Consider the following 13,966-nt stretch of genomic DNA (forward strand, 5'->3'; position numbering starts at 1 on the left):
GGTGCGGTACGTGATCAGCGGAACTGCACTGCGATGTCCGTGTGGCCCACGCGGATGATGTCGCCGTGCGCCAGTTGCCACTCGGTGACGGGATTGCCGTTGACGACGGTGCCGTTGGTGGAACCCAGGTCCACGAGCAGCGCCACCGCCCCGTCCCATTGGACGTCGGCGTGCTGCCGGGACACCCCGGTGTCCGGCACCCGGAAATGGGAGGCCTGGCCGCGGCCGATCACATTGGAGCCTTGTCGCAGGTCGAAGGTGCGGCCGCTGCCGTCGTCGAGCACGAGCCGCACGCCGTGGGTGCGCGGTTGGGACCAGGCGCCGTAACCGCCCGTCTGCGGGTGGTCCTGCTGCGGGTAGCCCTGCGTGTGGTCCTGCGGCGGGTACCCCGTGCGGGGGTCGGGCTCCGGTCGGCCATAGGCGCGGGGGTCGAAGCCCTGGAAGGCATAGCGTTGTGACGCATAGTCCTGCGATGCATGGCCCCAGTGGTCAGATCCATACTCCTGCGCACCGTGGCCCTGCGGCGGCTGCGGCGACCCGGCGCCATAGGCGGGTGCCGCGTACCCCTGCGAGCTTTGGTCCGGGGGCGGAGAGGCGGGCCGGTCTCCGTACTGCCGGCCGCCGAACTCCCGTCCCGGTTGGTCCTGCCCGGTGTCCGGCCGCTCGGCCGCGAGATCCTGTCCGTAGTACGGCGCCGGAGGAGCGTCCGGCCCGGGATGGCGGTCGCGACCGTAGCCCTGCCCGCCCCACGCGCTGTAGGACTCGCCGCCGTACGCGGGCGGGCGGTCGCCCCGTCCCGTGGGGTCGTGCGGTGGTTGCTGCCAGGCCCCGGGCGCGTCACCGCGCCGCGCGGAAGCGGCGTCGGGCGGCGGAGCCGGGGAGGCGGTGAGCCGGCCCTCGCTGCGCGCACGGTAGCGCTCGGAGGGCAAGCCGCTGTCCGCTGCGCCGGCCTCCTCTCGGGGGGGCTGGGGCCGCTGCGCGGAGTCGGCACGGCGCTGGGGCGCTTGGCCGGGCACGGGATCCGAGGAGACGGAGAAGCCGGCGTCCGGGTTGATCGAACTCTGCGCCCGGAACTGTCCGGTGTGCAGGTTGGGAGACGACTGCAGCTCCACCGACACGTCGCCGTAGGTCTGCCACCCCTGCTCGTCGATGAAACCGGCGAGATGGGTGGCGAACGATCGGAGCGTGAGCTCGGCGTCCGCCGTCAGGTTCTGCTCGTCCGAATCGCTCACCGTGAGCACATAGTGATTGGGGACCACCGGCTGATCGCCCTGCATGCGGAGGCCGTCGGACGCCTCCCGGCGCAGCGCGGCCTCGACCTCCGCCGGCATGATCTTGCCGCCGAACACCCGCGCGAAGGCGTCGTCCACGGCGCCCTCCAACCTGCGCTCGAAGCGTTGCACAAACCCCACCGACTGCCTCCTCTCCCGCCGCGCGGCGTAACCACAGTGAGCAGGAGCGGGGACTCCTGACCCTTAGAGGATACTGGGCGGGTACTGCTACACCGGTCCGTATGGCCTGTCAACCATTGTCGCCGCATCTCGGGCCGCGCGCATCGATGCAGATCACACGTGTGTGAACAGGGGATTTGAGGGGCTGTGAGACGCCGTGCTAGTCTCGATCGCGTTGCTCGGGCGAGTGGCGGAATGGCAGACGCGCTGGCTTCAGGTGCCAGTGTCCTTCGGGACGTGGGGGTTCAAGTCCCCCTTCGCCCACAGTGAGCGGTTCAAGCTAGGAACCGACACGAGGTCAGACTGGATTTTTTCCAGTCTGACCTCGTTTTTTTGTTGCCTTGGACCCCAGGTTGCATCATCTCGGGGCGTGAGGGCGAAGTCCCGCTGTGGACTGGCATTGCGCAGGCGCACCAGGTGGGCGAACAGCGACGTTGCGCCTGCCGAAGATGGTGCGGTCAGGTTCGCCCCCCGACCCGCGGTGGCCGGCCGGGGACTGTTGCACGGTCAGGTGACGGGGTGGGTCCGAGGGTCTCCTTTCCGCGGCGGCGGTGGTAGGTGCGCTCGACCAGGTCTTCGTGCACCGGTGGTCCGGACTCCCTGCCGTTATTGCCGCGCTTCTTACCGAAGACTCCGTTCGAGAGCGCGGTGAGAGGTTCACGCGAAGGGTCGCATCGTGGCCGCACCCTCGTCGGAGACGACCACGTGCGCCATGGGGGACTCGACAGGGAGGGTCAGGGCGCCGAGCGTTGGTGCGTATGGGGTACCCCCGGCCGCGCCAACGTCCGATGCGGTGACGGATTCGTGCACTATCGCGGAGACTGCAGCGGAAAACACGACGATCACGCCGAAAACTACGGATCGCGGAAAAATTGTCATTCCGCGTGCAGGGTGCGCGTTGACTGGTCGTCGCACGGTACCGGCCGAAGCTGGAGGAGGAACCGAGATGACACACGAAGGCGCTGAGACGGGACTCGTCGTTGACGCACACGCGCACGTCTACCCGGCGGCGTACCTCGACAAACTCGAGGACTTCGGGGTGCCGGCGAGTTCGACGGCCATCGCGCGCAACATGAACGCTAGTGACGACCGCGACGAGATGCGTGCGCGGATCGAGATGATGGACATCGCCGGCGTCGATGTGCAGGTGCTCTCGGCCACGCCGCAGCTGCCGCTGGTGGCCGACCCTGCCCACGCCGTCGAAGCTTCACGGATGGTCAACGATATCTATCGTCAGCTCATCGACGACCATCCCGGGCGGTTCATCGCCTATGGTGCGATCCCCTTCACGCACCCGGATGCCGCGCTCGAACAGATCGCCTATTGCCTCGACGAGTTGGGATTCGTCGGAATCGCGATCAACACGATTCTCGACAACCCGGATTCCGCCATCACCGATGAACGGTTCGCACCCGTTTTCGAGGAGTTGGACCGCCGGGGCAGTATCGTTTACATTCATCCGACGGGAAAGTCCGCGCATTGCCCTCCCATGTCCCGGCATGGTCTGGCATGGGTGAACGGAGCGCCGGTCGAGGATGCGATCGCAACGCTGCAACTCCTCAAGGCCGACTACCCCAACGCCTATCCGGGCCTGCGGTTCCATATGGCGCATTTGGGAGGGGACGTGCCGTTCCTGGCACAGCGAATCCAGGACAACTACGAGGATTGGGACGCATTTCCCGTATCGCCGGCCGAAACTCTGCAGCGCATGTGGTTCGACGCGGCGAACTTCTCGGGCGGTTCGCTGCGGCTTTCGGCCGACGTCTACGATCCGGATAAATTGCTCGCCGGATCCGACTACCCCTACTTTCAGCGCGAGAAGTACAACAGGGCGATCGCCTATATCAGCGAGGCCGGGCTGCCCGGCGGCATCGAACGGGCGATCCTTTCCGGGAATGCGAAAAAGCTGTACGGCGACGCGCTCCCGGCCCAGGCGCCCCGCGCCGAGAAGTGAAGTCGAGACGGGAAAGAAATGGAGATGAAAAACAAATCACCAACCGGCAGCGAAATCATCGTCGCCGGCGCCGGCATCGGCGGACTCGCGGCAGCGCTGGCCCTCCATGCCAGGGGTGCCGCCGTCACGGTGCTCGAGTCCGCCTCCGAGCTCGCGCCTCTCGGGGTCGGCATCAATTTGCAGCCGGAGGCGGTGGACGCGATCGCTGAACTCAGGTTGCGCGACGTGTTGGCCTCGTTCGCGATCCCGACATCGCAGTCGCTGTATCTCACGCAGGACGGCATCGAGCTGGCGCGGCGCACGTTCGGGGGAAGGGTCCAGCAGTTCTCCGTCCACCGCGGCCAGTTGCAGATGATGCTCTACGAGGCTGCGTACAAGCGGTTGCCGGAAGGCTCGATCATCACCGGGGCGCGCGTGACCGGTTTCGAAGAAGTGGGCGATGAGGTGGTCGTGCACACCGCCGGCCGGGATGACTTCCGCGGTGCTGCGCTGCTCGGCGCCGACGGCGTCCACTCTGCAGTGCGTTCGCAGCTGCACCCCGGTGCGGACCCCTACCTGTGGGAGGGGACGACGATGTACCGCGGAACCTGCGACTCCGACACGCAGTTCCTCGACGGGCGGTCGATGGTGCTCGTCTACGGGGAGAACGGCACACGGTTTCTCGCCTATCCGATCTCGCGCGAAGCGGAGAAAAGGGGACGGTCGTTGATCAACTGGGTCGCGATGCTTCCCGAACACGGTCCTGCCGAGCTCGGGGACGACGGGACCCGCAACATCCCCGCCACCGCGGCGGACGTCGTTCCGGTGGTACGCGGTTGGGGATTCGAGTGGCTGGACATCGAAGGCCTGGTAGCCGGCTCGCACGATGTGCTCCGGTACCCGATGGTCGATCGCGCACCCCTGCACTCCTGGGGCCGCGGGCGCGTGACACTCCTTGGCGACGCCGCGCATCCGATGTATCCGATCGGCGCGAACGGAGGGTCGCAAGCGATCCTCGACGCGATGGAGTTCGCGCGCAATGCGGCCTCCGACGTGGACATGGGTCTGGTCACGGACGTTGCCGATGCTCTGCACTGTTACGAAGGGGAGCGGCGGCCGTCGACCACCGATGTCGTGCAGGCGAATCGCCGGCTCAACGCCACTGAACGTGCCATCGCGCGGAGAGCCCCGGACGAGCTGCAGGAAATGTCGGCCAGCGGCGAGTTCGACCGTATCCAGTCCGCCTATGCACGTGGAGATTTCGACGCCATCTGACCCACGATGACCGATCGGATCGCACACCACTACGCAGTGAGGGAACAACACTTGAGCAATGAAACGGAACTGGTGCAGGAACTCGGTGCGGCATTGTCCGCGAATGCGATTCTCACCGACAGTGACGTCGTCGAGTCCTACCGCCGGGACTGGAGCATGGATCCCGACGCGGGACGTCCGCTTGCCGTGGTGCGGGCCCGTACAGAGGACGATGTCCGCGCGGTGATGCGGTTCGCCTCCGCCCACCGTATCCCCGTGGTCCCCCGGGGTGCGGGCAGCAGTGTCATCGGAGGCTCGACCGCCGTCGACGGTGCGATCACGCTGAGCGTGGAACACCTCGACGATCTCGTTATCGATCCGGAGACCATGACCGCTGTCGTCGGGCCGGGCGTGATCAACGCCGAGTTGAGCACGGCCGCCGCCGAGCGCGGGATGTTCTATCCGCCGAATCCGACGTCCTCCGACTTCTGCTCGATCGGTGGCAACGTGGCGACGGATTCCGGCGGGCCCAACGGCTGCAAGTACGGCTCGACGGCCGACTATGTGGTCAACCTGAGGGTCGTGCTCGCCGACGGTTCCGTCGCCGAGTTCGGCGGGCCTATGCCGAAGGCGACGACCGGTCTTCCGCTGATGAAGCTGTTCATCGGCGCGGAGGGCACACTTGGAGTGATCACCCGCATCACGCTGCGGCTGCTGCCCCAACCGGCGGAGCACCGCACCGTGGCCGCCTTCTTTGCCACCCGGGAGGCGGCATTCGACGCGTGTGCCGACATCGCGAAGGCCATGCGCCCGAGTGAAATCGCCGTAATGGACCGACCCGCGCTCGACGTCGCCGAACAGCACCTGCACATGGGTCTCGACGATGACACCGCTGCGGTGCTCTTCGGCTATTCCGACGCCGATACCGGCGCCGCGGGCGAAGCCGCTCTCATGGAGAAGATCTGTCGCCGGCACGGGGCGGACGACGTTTTCGTCACCGATGACCCGTCTGAGGGCGCGATGATCAGCCGCCCGCGCGAGGGCGTATTCGACGCACTCGAGGGCAGGCGCGCGCTGATCGTCGAAGACTTTGCCGTGCCTCCGGGGCAGATCAGCGACCTGATCACCGCTGCGTATCGCATTGGCGACGAGATGGGCCAGCAGATTCTCACCTACGCCTATCCTGTTGACGGCGTTGTGCACCCGATCATCCTTTTCGACCCCGCCGATGGGGAGTCGGCCGGCCGAGCCTTCGGCACGCGTTCCCGTCTGCTGGCCGCAGTGGAGGAAATGGGCGGCGGCCTGGCTGCGGAATACGGGATCGGCGCGGACAAGAGGGCGGCTGTCGAAAAGACTCTCGACGACGCGGCGAAGACGCTGCAGCGGCGGACAAAGGCAGTGTTCGATCCGCTTGGCATCCTCAACCCGCGTGCGCTCGTCACCACCGCATCTCACGACTAGGCCGGGAAGGACGGTCCCATTCATGCGAATCGAGCGCGACGCCGCCTTCACCACCGGCGACGGCGAACACGTGAAGGCCGACATCTACCGCCCGGACATGCTCCCGGCTCCGGTCATCCTCCAGCGGACCCCGTACACGAAAGACTGGCACGTGGAGCTCGGTGAGAGGATTGCCCGCGCCGGCTATATCGGGATCATCCAGGACGTGCGGGGGCAGAACGCGTCGACAGGCGCATGGGACCCGTTCGTCAACGAGGCCGACGACGGGGCTGCGGCGGTCGAGTGGGCGGCCGGTGTCGACGGTTGCGACGGTCGGGTCGCGCTGATCGGTACCTCATACGCAGGGGCGACAGCGCTGAAGGCGGCGACCCGCCGCCCGGAGTCGTTGGTGGCGGTTGTCGCCGCCGAGACGCCTGCCGACTATTACGACGACACCGTTTTTCCCGGTGGGGTGTTGGCGCTCGCATTCATCGAGACGTGGTTGCTGCGCAACATCGCCAATTCCGCGGCCGGCCGCCTGTCCGACGGGCCGGACATCCAACGCGCGATGACCGACGTCTACGAGAACCGGATGGACGAGGCGTTTCAATTCACGCCACCCATCGGCCTGCCCGCGCTCCATCCGGACCGCAGCGAGATCGCGCCCTACTTCGCCTCCTGGCTCGGCCCGCACCGCACGCGCACCACATACTGGGATGATATCTCGCTACGGCCGGTGCTCACCGACATCGATGTGCCCGTCCTCGTCATCGGCGGCTGGTATGACGTTTTCGTCGGCGGAACGATCGAGATATTCCAGCGCCTGGCCGCGGCCGGACGCGATACCCGTCTGCTGGTCGGGCCGTGGAGTCACAACATGTGGGGCCGGACGATGAATGGGATCGACTTCGGCCCGTCCGCGGAATTCGACTTTGTCGCCGAGGCGATCGCGTGGGTCGACCGCTGCCTCGGGATCGAGCGGCCGCGAATCAGAGCGGGGGCGAACTGGGGCCACTTCGATTCGCCCGTACGGTATTTCACCACCGGCGACTGTCTCTGGCACACTGCGGACGGTTGGCCTCCGACGTCCTCCGCGCCGATCACGTTGGAGCTCGGTGTCGGCTGCACCCTGGGTGGCGAACCGGGGGAAGAGGGCGTGGTCGAATTCGACTCCGATCCTGCCGATCCGGTCCCCGCGCTGGGCGGGCACAGCTGCTGCTACCAACCGCAATCGCCGATGGGCCCGATGGACCAGCGCCTCATCGAGGCACTCCCCGCCGTGGTGTCGTTTTCCACTGCCGCCGCGGAGCAGGCATGGACGATCGTCGGGCCCGTCGAGGTCGCGCTGGAGATGACCACCGACGTTCCTGACACCGACCTCACGGCCGTGCTCACCGACGTGCACCCGGACGGGACGTCGATAAATCTCACCGAGGGGGTCCTGCGCGCAAGCCATCGGCGGGGCAGCGTCGCCCCCGAGCCGCTCGTCCCGGGCAAGCGCACGGCCTTCGTGCTCCGTCTGCTGCCCACGGCGCACACGATACTGCCGGGGCACCGGCTGCGGCTCAACCTCGCCGGAAGCCTGTTCCCCACCTTCGAACGCAACCCCAATACCGGACGGATCGACGACCCCATCCACGATGCCGCCGTCGCGCACGTCGAAGTGCATGTGGGCGGCGGATCCGGATCAGCCCTCACGCTTCGGCGGGCATAGCCGCTCAGCGTGCTCCGTGCTTGAGAATGCGCGCCATCGGATCGACCTCCTGGGAGACCACGGCGTAGCCCGCCAGCTCGTCGTCCACGAAGGCGACAAGATCCTCGTGGTGCGGAACTACGACGCTGACCACCAGGTCGAAGCGTCCGGACGTGGCGGCGACGAATCGACAATAGGGGTGGCGGCTCAGTTTCTTCGCGAGCTCACCGATCTTTCCGGGCGCCATCGCTATCCAGATCATCGAATCAACGCCGAAGCCCTGGACTGCCGGATCGATCTCGACCTCGTAATAGACGATCCCGAACTCGACGAGCCGATGCGTGCGCCGCGACACCGTCGCAGGGTCGACGCCGACGCGCTTCGCGATTTCCGCGGCCGGCAGACGGGCGTCGCGGCGCAGCTCGGACATCACCGCGCGGTCCACCTCGTCGAGCCGGTATCCAGGAACTTCGACGGCGATCTGCCCGCGCGGGGTCCACACCTTGATCAGCTGCATGATTTCCAGACGACGGATCTTCGCGTCGTCGCTGACCTCGCTGATAATCGGATCGCCCCGTCCCGGGGAAGACAGCAACCCCCACACGACCTGGTGCCCCGACTGCGACACGCGCACCCAGCGCGTGCGCGGTTGCCGTGCGAGTGCCTCGCTGAGTCGGTCGGCGCGGGCGGTGTCGCTCCACGAACGCACCATCCAGGCCACGCCGCCCTCGAATCCCGGCAGCGTGCGGGCCACGACGCGGATGACGCCGAGCCGAACGAGGCGTCGGTAGCGGCGAGCGACTGTCCGTTCGCCGAGCCCCGTCTTCTCGGCAAGTGCCGCGAACGTCGCCGTCGGGTCGGCATCCATCTCCAGAATGAGACGCACGTCGGAGTCGGTGAGCGTCGTGTCCGGGTTGATCATCGAATCCACACCCACGATTATCGGCATATATCGATGTGGTGCTGGGTCTCCCGGCCTCGGACACTGCGTCGTGCGTCCGCTGATCCGCTCCGGGCAACTCCACCGTCGCGTCAACCCTCGGTACAGGCGGAAGCGCCGGAAATATGCTGATCGATCCCGCCGTCGTCGCATTCCGAGGGGCCCGCCGTGGGAGGAACAGCGGGTTCGGCCGACCTCACTTGCGCCAGAACAGATGGTGCGTCACTCCGCTAGGGCTGGGTACGACGTCCCGGTGGAACCGGTCGAGCAGTTCGTCGGGGGATTCCCACAGCCGGGGCCCGGAGCCGAGCGTCATCGGCGCGACAGCCACATGCAGGGTGTCGACGAGGTCTGCGTCGAGGAACTGCCGGATGATGGTGGCCCCACCGCCGAGGCGGACGTCCTGCCCCTGCGCCGCCTCCCTCGCTTGAGCGAGCACCGCGGCCGGATCGCCGTCGACGAAGTGGAACGTGGTGTCGGCGAGCGTGAACGACGGGCGGACGGGGTGCGTCATGACGAACACCGGAGTGTGGAACGGGGGCTCGTCGCCCCACCATCCCCGCCATTCGTGGTCTTGCCAGGGCCCGCGCTGCGGACCGAACTTGTTGCGGCCCATGATCTCAGCGCCGATATTGCGGGCGAAATCACGCGTGAAGTAGTCGTCCAGTCCTCGACTGCCGGGCTCGGAGCGGTGGACGGGCGGGTGGTCGGTGGCGAAGGCCCAAGCGAGCAACTTCCCGGGTTCCGCGTGCCCGAACGGATGCTCGAAGCTCTGCCCCTCGCCGGCGCCGAATCCGTCACTGGAGACGGTGAAGTTCTGGACTCGCAGCAAACCGCTCATGCCTGTCCTCCCGCTTCGCGCTGTCCGACTGGTGGTTGATGGGTGGACCGGCCCGGGCGGGAAGAATCATCGGCGTGTCCGCCGCAGCTCACCCCACGTCTGGTGCGCCGCTTCGCGGCCGCTGGATCTGGAAGAACGAGTCGGCACGGCCCAGTGCGGTTACCGCGTCGAACAGTGATGCCGCCTCGTCCGATCCGGGTATGGACATGAGCACCGGGCCGAAGAACGCGGTGCCGTCGACCGACACGATCGGGCTGCCGCCTGTGTCGCCGAGCGCGCGTTGCCCCGCCGCGTGCGAGCGCTCCACGTGGTCGTCGTAGGAGGAATCCTCCATCGCGTCGGCCAGAGTGGGATCCGCACCGCATTCAGCCAATGCGGCGGAGGCCAGATCGTGGTCCATCCGCTGCGCCCGGCGGTGGTATCGCTCGCCCATCGCCGTGTACACCGCGCCGAGCAGGTCCCCGCCCTGCTCCTGCGCGACCGCGGCCAGCAGTCGGCCGGCGGCCAGCGAATCCGCCATCTCCGCAGCTTCTTCGGCGCCCATGTCTTTGCCGGCATTGAGCACTGCCAGGCTCATCAGATGCCAACGCAACTCGACCCGGCGTTGCGCGGCAGCCGCCGTCAGCCACCGCGAGGTCACCCAGGTGTAGGGGCACACGGCGTCGAACCACACGTCGACGACCACTGTGCGTTGCGCGGTGCTCTCCGCGTCGGTCATATCCTTCACCCGCTTCCTGCGCCGCGCCGGCCGTCTCCGGCGCGTCCATGTGGTTTGCCGGGTCACCGCCCCGCCAAACCACCGTCACCATGGTGTGACCGGGGCCTCATGGTCGACGGTGCGGGCAGTGCTTTACGCTGCGGAATATGGAGATCAGGGGAGCTAGTGCAATCGTCACCGGCGGCGCTTCGGGAATCGGCGCCGCCACCGCCCGCCGGCTGGCGGGGCGCGGCGCGAAGGTGGTCGTCGCGGACCTCAACGCGGAGGCCGGGCAGAAGCTCGCGCAGGAGATCGACGGCGTGTTCGTCTCCGTCGATGTCACCGACACCGCGCAGATCGAGGCCGCCGTCCACACCGCCGTCGAGCTGGCGCCGCTGAAGGCGCTGGTCAACTCGGCCGGCATCGGTTCCGCTCAGCGCACCATCGGTCGCGACGGCGAGTTCGCCTCCGCACACAACATCGACGTGTACAAGAAGGTCATCGCCATCAACCTGATCGGCACCTTCGACGCCGTGCGCCTGGCCGCCACCGCGATGAGCCGCAACGACCCGGGCGAGGACACGGACCGCGGCGCCATCGTCAACCTGGCGTCGGTGGCCGCGTTCGACGGCCAGATCGGGCAGGCGGCCTACTCGTCGTCCAAGGGCGGCGTCGTCGGCATGACCCTGCCGGTGGCGCGCGACCTGTCGGCGGCGGGGATCCGCCTCAACACCATCGCGCCCGGCCTCATCGACACCCCCATCTACGGCAGCGGACCGGAGTCGGAGGCGTTCAAGGCCAAGCTGGGCGAGAGCGTGCTGTTCCCCAAGCGCCTCGGCGTGCCGGACGAGCTGGCGTCGATGGTCGAGGAGCTGCTCACCAACTCGTACATGAACGCCGAGGTGGTCCGGGTGGACGGCGGCATCCGGATGCCACCGAAGTGATCGCCTGAGGACCCCGGACGTCATGCCTGCGACACCGGGGTGGGCGACCCGCGCCGAGACCGCCGCCGATGCGGCGGCGGTCCGGCGCGTTGTGCTGTCCGCATTCGATACGGCGGAAGAGGCGGACCTGGTGGACGCGTTGCGGCAGGACCCGGCGTGGATCGACGGGCTGTCGGCGGTGGCGGTGGACGGCGAGGGAGCCGTCGTCGCCCACGCGCTGCTCACCCGGTGCGCGATCGGGGATCGGCCCGCGGTGTGCCTGGCGCCGTGCTCCGTGCTGCCGGAGCACCAAGGGGCCGGCGCGGGTACGGCGGTGACCCGGGCGGTGCTCGAGGCGGCGCGCCGGCGCGGGGAGAGGTTCGTGACCGTGCTCGGCCACCCGGAATACTATCCGCGGTTCGGCTTCGAGCGCGCGTCCGCGCACGGCGTGCGGATGCGCGCCGCAGTGCCCGACGACGCGCTGATGGTGCTGAGTCTCGACGGCACTGCCGTGCCCGCCGGCGTCATCCGCTACGCCGCCGCCTTCGGCGACATCTGACCGGCAGAAAGGAATCGCGATGGGCATGACACGCGGACAGAGCGATCTCGACGACACGGAGCGTCAGGCACAGATCATCGACGTGTTCGTGGACGCCTTCGGGGAGATGATCGCGGCGGACCCGGACGCGTTCCGCAAGAAGTTCCGCAAGATGGCCGACAACCCGTTCGCGTTCTACCGGGGCTCGGCATGCCTCTTCTACGCCGACATGGCCGAGTTGGACGACCCGTGGGCGAACGAGCGGACAGGTCGCATCTGGATCCAGGGCGACCTGCATGCGGAGAACTTCGGCACATACATGGATTCCGCCGGCCAGATCGTGTTCGACGTCAATGACTTCGACGAGGCCTATCTGGGCGCGTTCACCTGGGACATCAGGCGGTTCTGCGCGAGCATCGCGCTGCTGGCCCGGCGCAAGGCCATCTCCGACGACGATATCGCCGCGCTCATCAGGACGTACGTCCGCGCCTACCTGCGCACCGTCCGCGATTTCGCCCGGGGCCCTCTGCAAGCGGAGGACTTCAAGCTGCACCTGCGCAACACCGAAGGGATCGTGCACGAGGCACTGTTGAATGCGCGGACGCGCACGCGCGTGGCGCTGCTGGACCGGAACACCGTGATCGAAGACCACGAGCGGCGGTTCAGCCCGGGCAAGGGAGTACGCAGGCTGGAGGCCGACGAGCATGCGCGGGTGGCCGCGGCCTTCGAGCGGTACCTGGAGACGATCCCCGCCCACAAGCGGTTCCACAGCATCACCTACGCGGTGAAGGACATCGTGGGCCGCAAGGGGTTCGGCATCGGCTCGGCCGGACTGCCCGCCTACAACATCCTCGTCGAGGGGCAGACGGAGGCGCTCGAGAACGACGTCATCCTGTCGATGAAGCAGGGGAACATCGCTGCGCCCAGCCGGATCGTGCACGATGCGGACGTCGCGGAGTACTTCACCGACCACGGACACCGCACCGCCGTCTCGCAGCGCGCGCTGCAGGCGCACGCCGACCCGTGGCTCGGCCATACCGACCTCGATGGCGTGGGGTACATCGTGTCCGAATTGTCGCCGTACGTCGACGACCTGGACTGGTCCGACCTGACGGAACCGGAGGAGATCCGGCCGGTGCTCGACTACCTGGGCCAGTCCACCGCGTGCATGCACTGCGTCTCCGACGCCGACTCCGACCAGACCCTCGTCGCCTTCCAGAGCGAGGAGGCCATCACCGCAGCGATCGGCGACGACGACGCATTCGTCGAAGACATGGTGGAGTTCGGGGCGCACTACGCGCGGCAGGCCCGCAACGACCGCGAACTGTTCGTCGACGCCTTCCGCAACGGCAAGATCCCCGGAATCAATCCGACGGCAAACTGACCGGGGCCGACGCGGGTGGACGAGGATGGGGCCATGAACACCCCCGTGCCGGGCGTCTTCGATGCACCGGACGCCGGATCCGCGTCGCGCCGCCGCCCCCGCCTGGGCAGTCCCGGATGAAAAGCCACCGCCGGAACGAGATCGCGGTTGCGACTGCGCTGGCCGGTCTCGCCGGTTTCGTCGACGCGGTCGGCTTCATGAAGGCCGGCGGCTATTTCGTGGCCTTCATGAGCGGCAACACCACGCTCGCAGGGGTAGGGCTGGCCCAGGGGCGGTTCCACGATTTCGGGTTGGCGGCCGGGCTGGTGATCACGTTCGTGCTGGGGGTGATCGCGGGCTCGTTGCTCGGCCGCGGCGTGCGCGGCAGCGGCCTACCGCAGTGCCGGCGGATGTCCGTGGTGATGACGGCGGTCGCCGTACTTCTGCTGGTGGCCGCGCTGGCGGAACAGTCGGCCACCACCGCTGTCGTCGTGGCCCCGCTGCTGGCCATGGCCATGGGCGTGGAGAACGCGGTGTTCGAGCACGACGGCAAGGTCACCATCGGACTCACCTACATGACGGGCACGCTCGTGAAACTGGGTCAGAGCATCGCAGCGCTCATGGCCCGCGAACCGGCGTCGCCGTGGCGCCGGTATCTGACCCTGTGGGGCGGCCTCAGCGCGGGGACGGTGATCGGCGCGGTCACCTATGCCACCATCGGCACTGCGGCACTCTGGCTCACCGTGGCCGCCGCGGCGACGGCGGGGGCCGCGCTCTGGCTGAAACCGACGTTGCAGTTCGAATAGCGGACGAGCCCGTCACACCTCGGAATGTTCCCGGCGCCCGCGGCGTTCGGCCGGATTGGGGCGAAGCTCTCGAAGAGGAGGATGTCG

The 13,966-nt window shown here is 67.8% G+C and carries 12 protein-coding genes and 1 tRNA gene; 9 read left to right on the forward strand and 4 right to left on the reverse strand.

Annotated elements, in window-relative coordinates:
* Window positions 1-14: 14 nt before the first annotated feature.
* Entirely contained in the window at window positions 15-1,412 is a 1,398-nt protein-coding gene (locus H4F70_RS01035) for a DUF3662 and FHA domain-containing protein (protein WP_182358680.1), read from the reverse strand.
* Between the two features lie 220 nt (window positions 1,413-1,632).
* Between H4F70_RS01035 and H4F70_RS01040 the strand changes: the two genes are divergently transcribed.
* The 5 genes from H4F70_RS01040 (at window position 1,633) to H4F70_RS01060 (ending at window position 7,792) form a co-directional block, all read left to right on the forward strand.
* A tRNA-Leu gene (locus H4F70_RS01040) sits at window positions 1,633-1,715 on the forward strand.
* A 682-nt stretch (window positions 1,716-2,397) separates the two neighbouring features.
* Entirely contained in the window at window positions 2,398-3,405 is a 1,008-nt protein-coding gene (locus H4F70_RS01045; protein ID WP_182358681.1) for an amidohydrolase family protein, read from the forward strand.
* Between the two features lie 24 nt (window positions 3,406-3,429).
* Window positions 3,430-4,659, forward strand: coding sequence for an FAD-dependent monooxygenase (locus H4F70_RS01050; protein ID WP_182358682.1), 1,230 nt, complete (start codon window positions 3,430-3,432; stop codon window positions 4,657-4,659).
* 51 nt (window positions 4,660-4,710) lie between these two features.
* Window positions 4,711-6,099 carry an FAD-binding oxidoreductase gene (locus H4F70_RS01055; RefSeq protein WP_182358683.1) on the forward strand — a complete coding sequence of 463 codons (1,389 nt, stop codon included), beginning with the start codon at window positions 4,711-4,713 and terminating at the stop codon, window positions 6,097-6,099.
* A 22-nt stretch (window positions 6,100-6,121) separates the two neighbouring features.
* Window positions 6,122-7,792 carry a CocE/NonD family hydrolase gene (locus tag H4F70_RS01060; protein ID WP_182358684.1) on the forward strand — a complete coding sequence of 557 codons (1,671 nt, stop codon included), beginning with the start codon at window positions 6,122-6,124 and terminating at the stop codon, window positions 7,790-7,792.
* A 4-nt stretch (window positions 7,793-7,796) separates the two neighbouring features.
* Here the strand turns inward: H4F70_RS01060 and H4F70_RS01065 are convergent, their stop codons facing one another.
* From H4F70_RS01065 to H4F70_RS01075, 3 genes are all read right to left on the reverse strand, one after another.
* Window positions 7,797-8,693: an Lrp/AsnC family transcriptional regulator gene (locus H4F70_RS01065; protein ID WP_235681456.1), complete on the reverse strand. Its 897-nt coding sequence runs from the start codon at window positions 8,691-8,693 to the stop codon at window positions 7,797-7,799.
* A 214-nt stretch (window positions 8,694-8,907) separates the two neighbouring features.
* Window positions 8,908-9,552 (reverse strand): dihydrofolate reductase family protein, encoded by a 645-nt coding sequence (locus H4F70_RS01070; protein WP_182358686.1) that lies wholly within the window; start codon window positions 9,550-9,552, stop codon window positions 8,908-8,910.
* 88 nt (window positions 9,553-9,640) lie between these two features.
* Window positions 9,641-10,270 (reverse strand): mycothiol-dependent nitroreductase Rv2466c family protein, encoded by a 630-nt coding sequence (locus H4F70_RS01075; RefSeq protein ID WP_235681457.1) that lies wholly within the window; start codon window positions 10,268-10,270, stop codon window positions 9,641-9,643.
* Between the two features lie 146 nt (window positions 10,271-10,416).
* Here H4F70_RS01075 and H4F70_RS01080 point away from each other — a divergent pair, with 146 nt between their 5' ends.
* The 4 genes from H4F70_RS01080 to H4F70_RS01095 all read left to right on the forward strand — a co-directional run bounded on the left by H4F70_RS01080 (window position 10,417) and on the right by H4F70_RS01095 (window position 13,879).
* Complete coding sequence (locus H4F70_RS01080; RefSeq protein WP_182358688.1) at window positions 10,417-11,193, forward strand: SDR family NAD(P)-dependent oxidoreductase; 777 nt, start codon at window positions 10,417-10,419, stop codon at window positions 11,191-11,193.
* A 22-nt stretch (window positions 11,194-11,215) separates the two neighbouring features.
* On the forward strand, window positions 11,216-11,731 hold the full coding sequence (locus H4F70_RS01085) for a GNAT family N-acetyltransferase (protein WP_182358689.1): 516 nt from the start codon (window positions 11,216-11,218) through the stop codon (window positions 11,729-11,731).
* A gap of 25 nt (window positions 11,732-11,756) precedes the next feature.
* Window positions 11,757-13,094 carry a DUF2252 domain-containing protein gene (locus H4F70_RS01090; RefSeq protein WP_220471750.1) on the forward strand — a complete coding sequence of 446 codons (1,338 nt, stop codon included), beginning with the start codon at window positions 11,757-11,759 and terminating at the stop codon, window positions 13,092-13,094.
* Window positions 13,095-13,210: 116 nt separating this feature from the next.
* Complete coding sequence (locus H4F70_RS01095) at window positions 13,211-13,879, forward strand: YoaK family protein (RefSeq protein WP_182358691.1); 669 nt, start codon at window positions 13,211-13,213, stop codon at window positions 13,877-13,879.
* Window positions 13,880-13,966 lie beyond the last annotated feature (87 nt).

Source organism: Tomitella gaofuii (assembly GCF_014126825.1).
Lineage (GTDB): Bacteria > Actinomycetota > Actinomycetes > Mycobacteriales > Mycobacteriaceae > Tomitella > Tomitella gaofuii.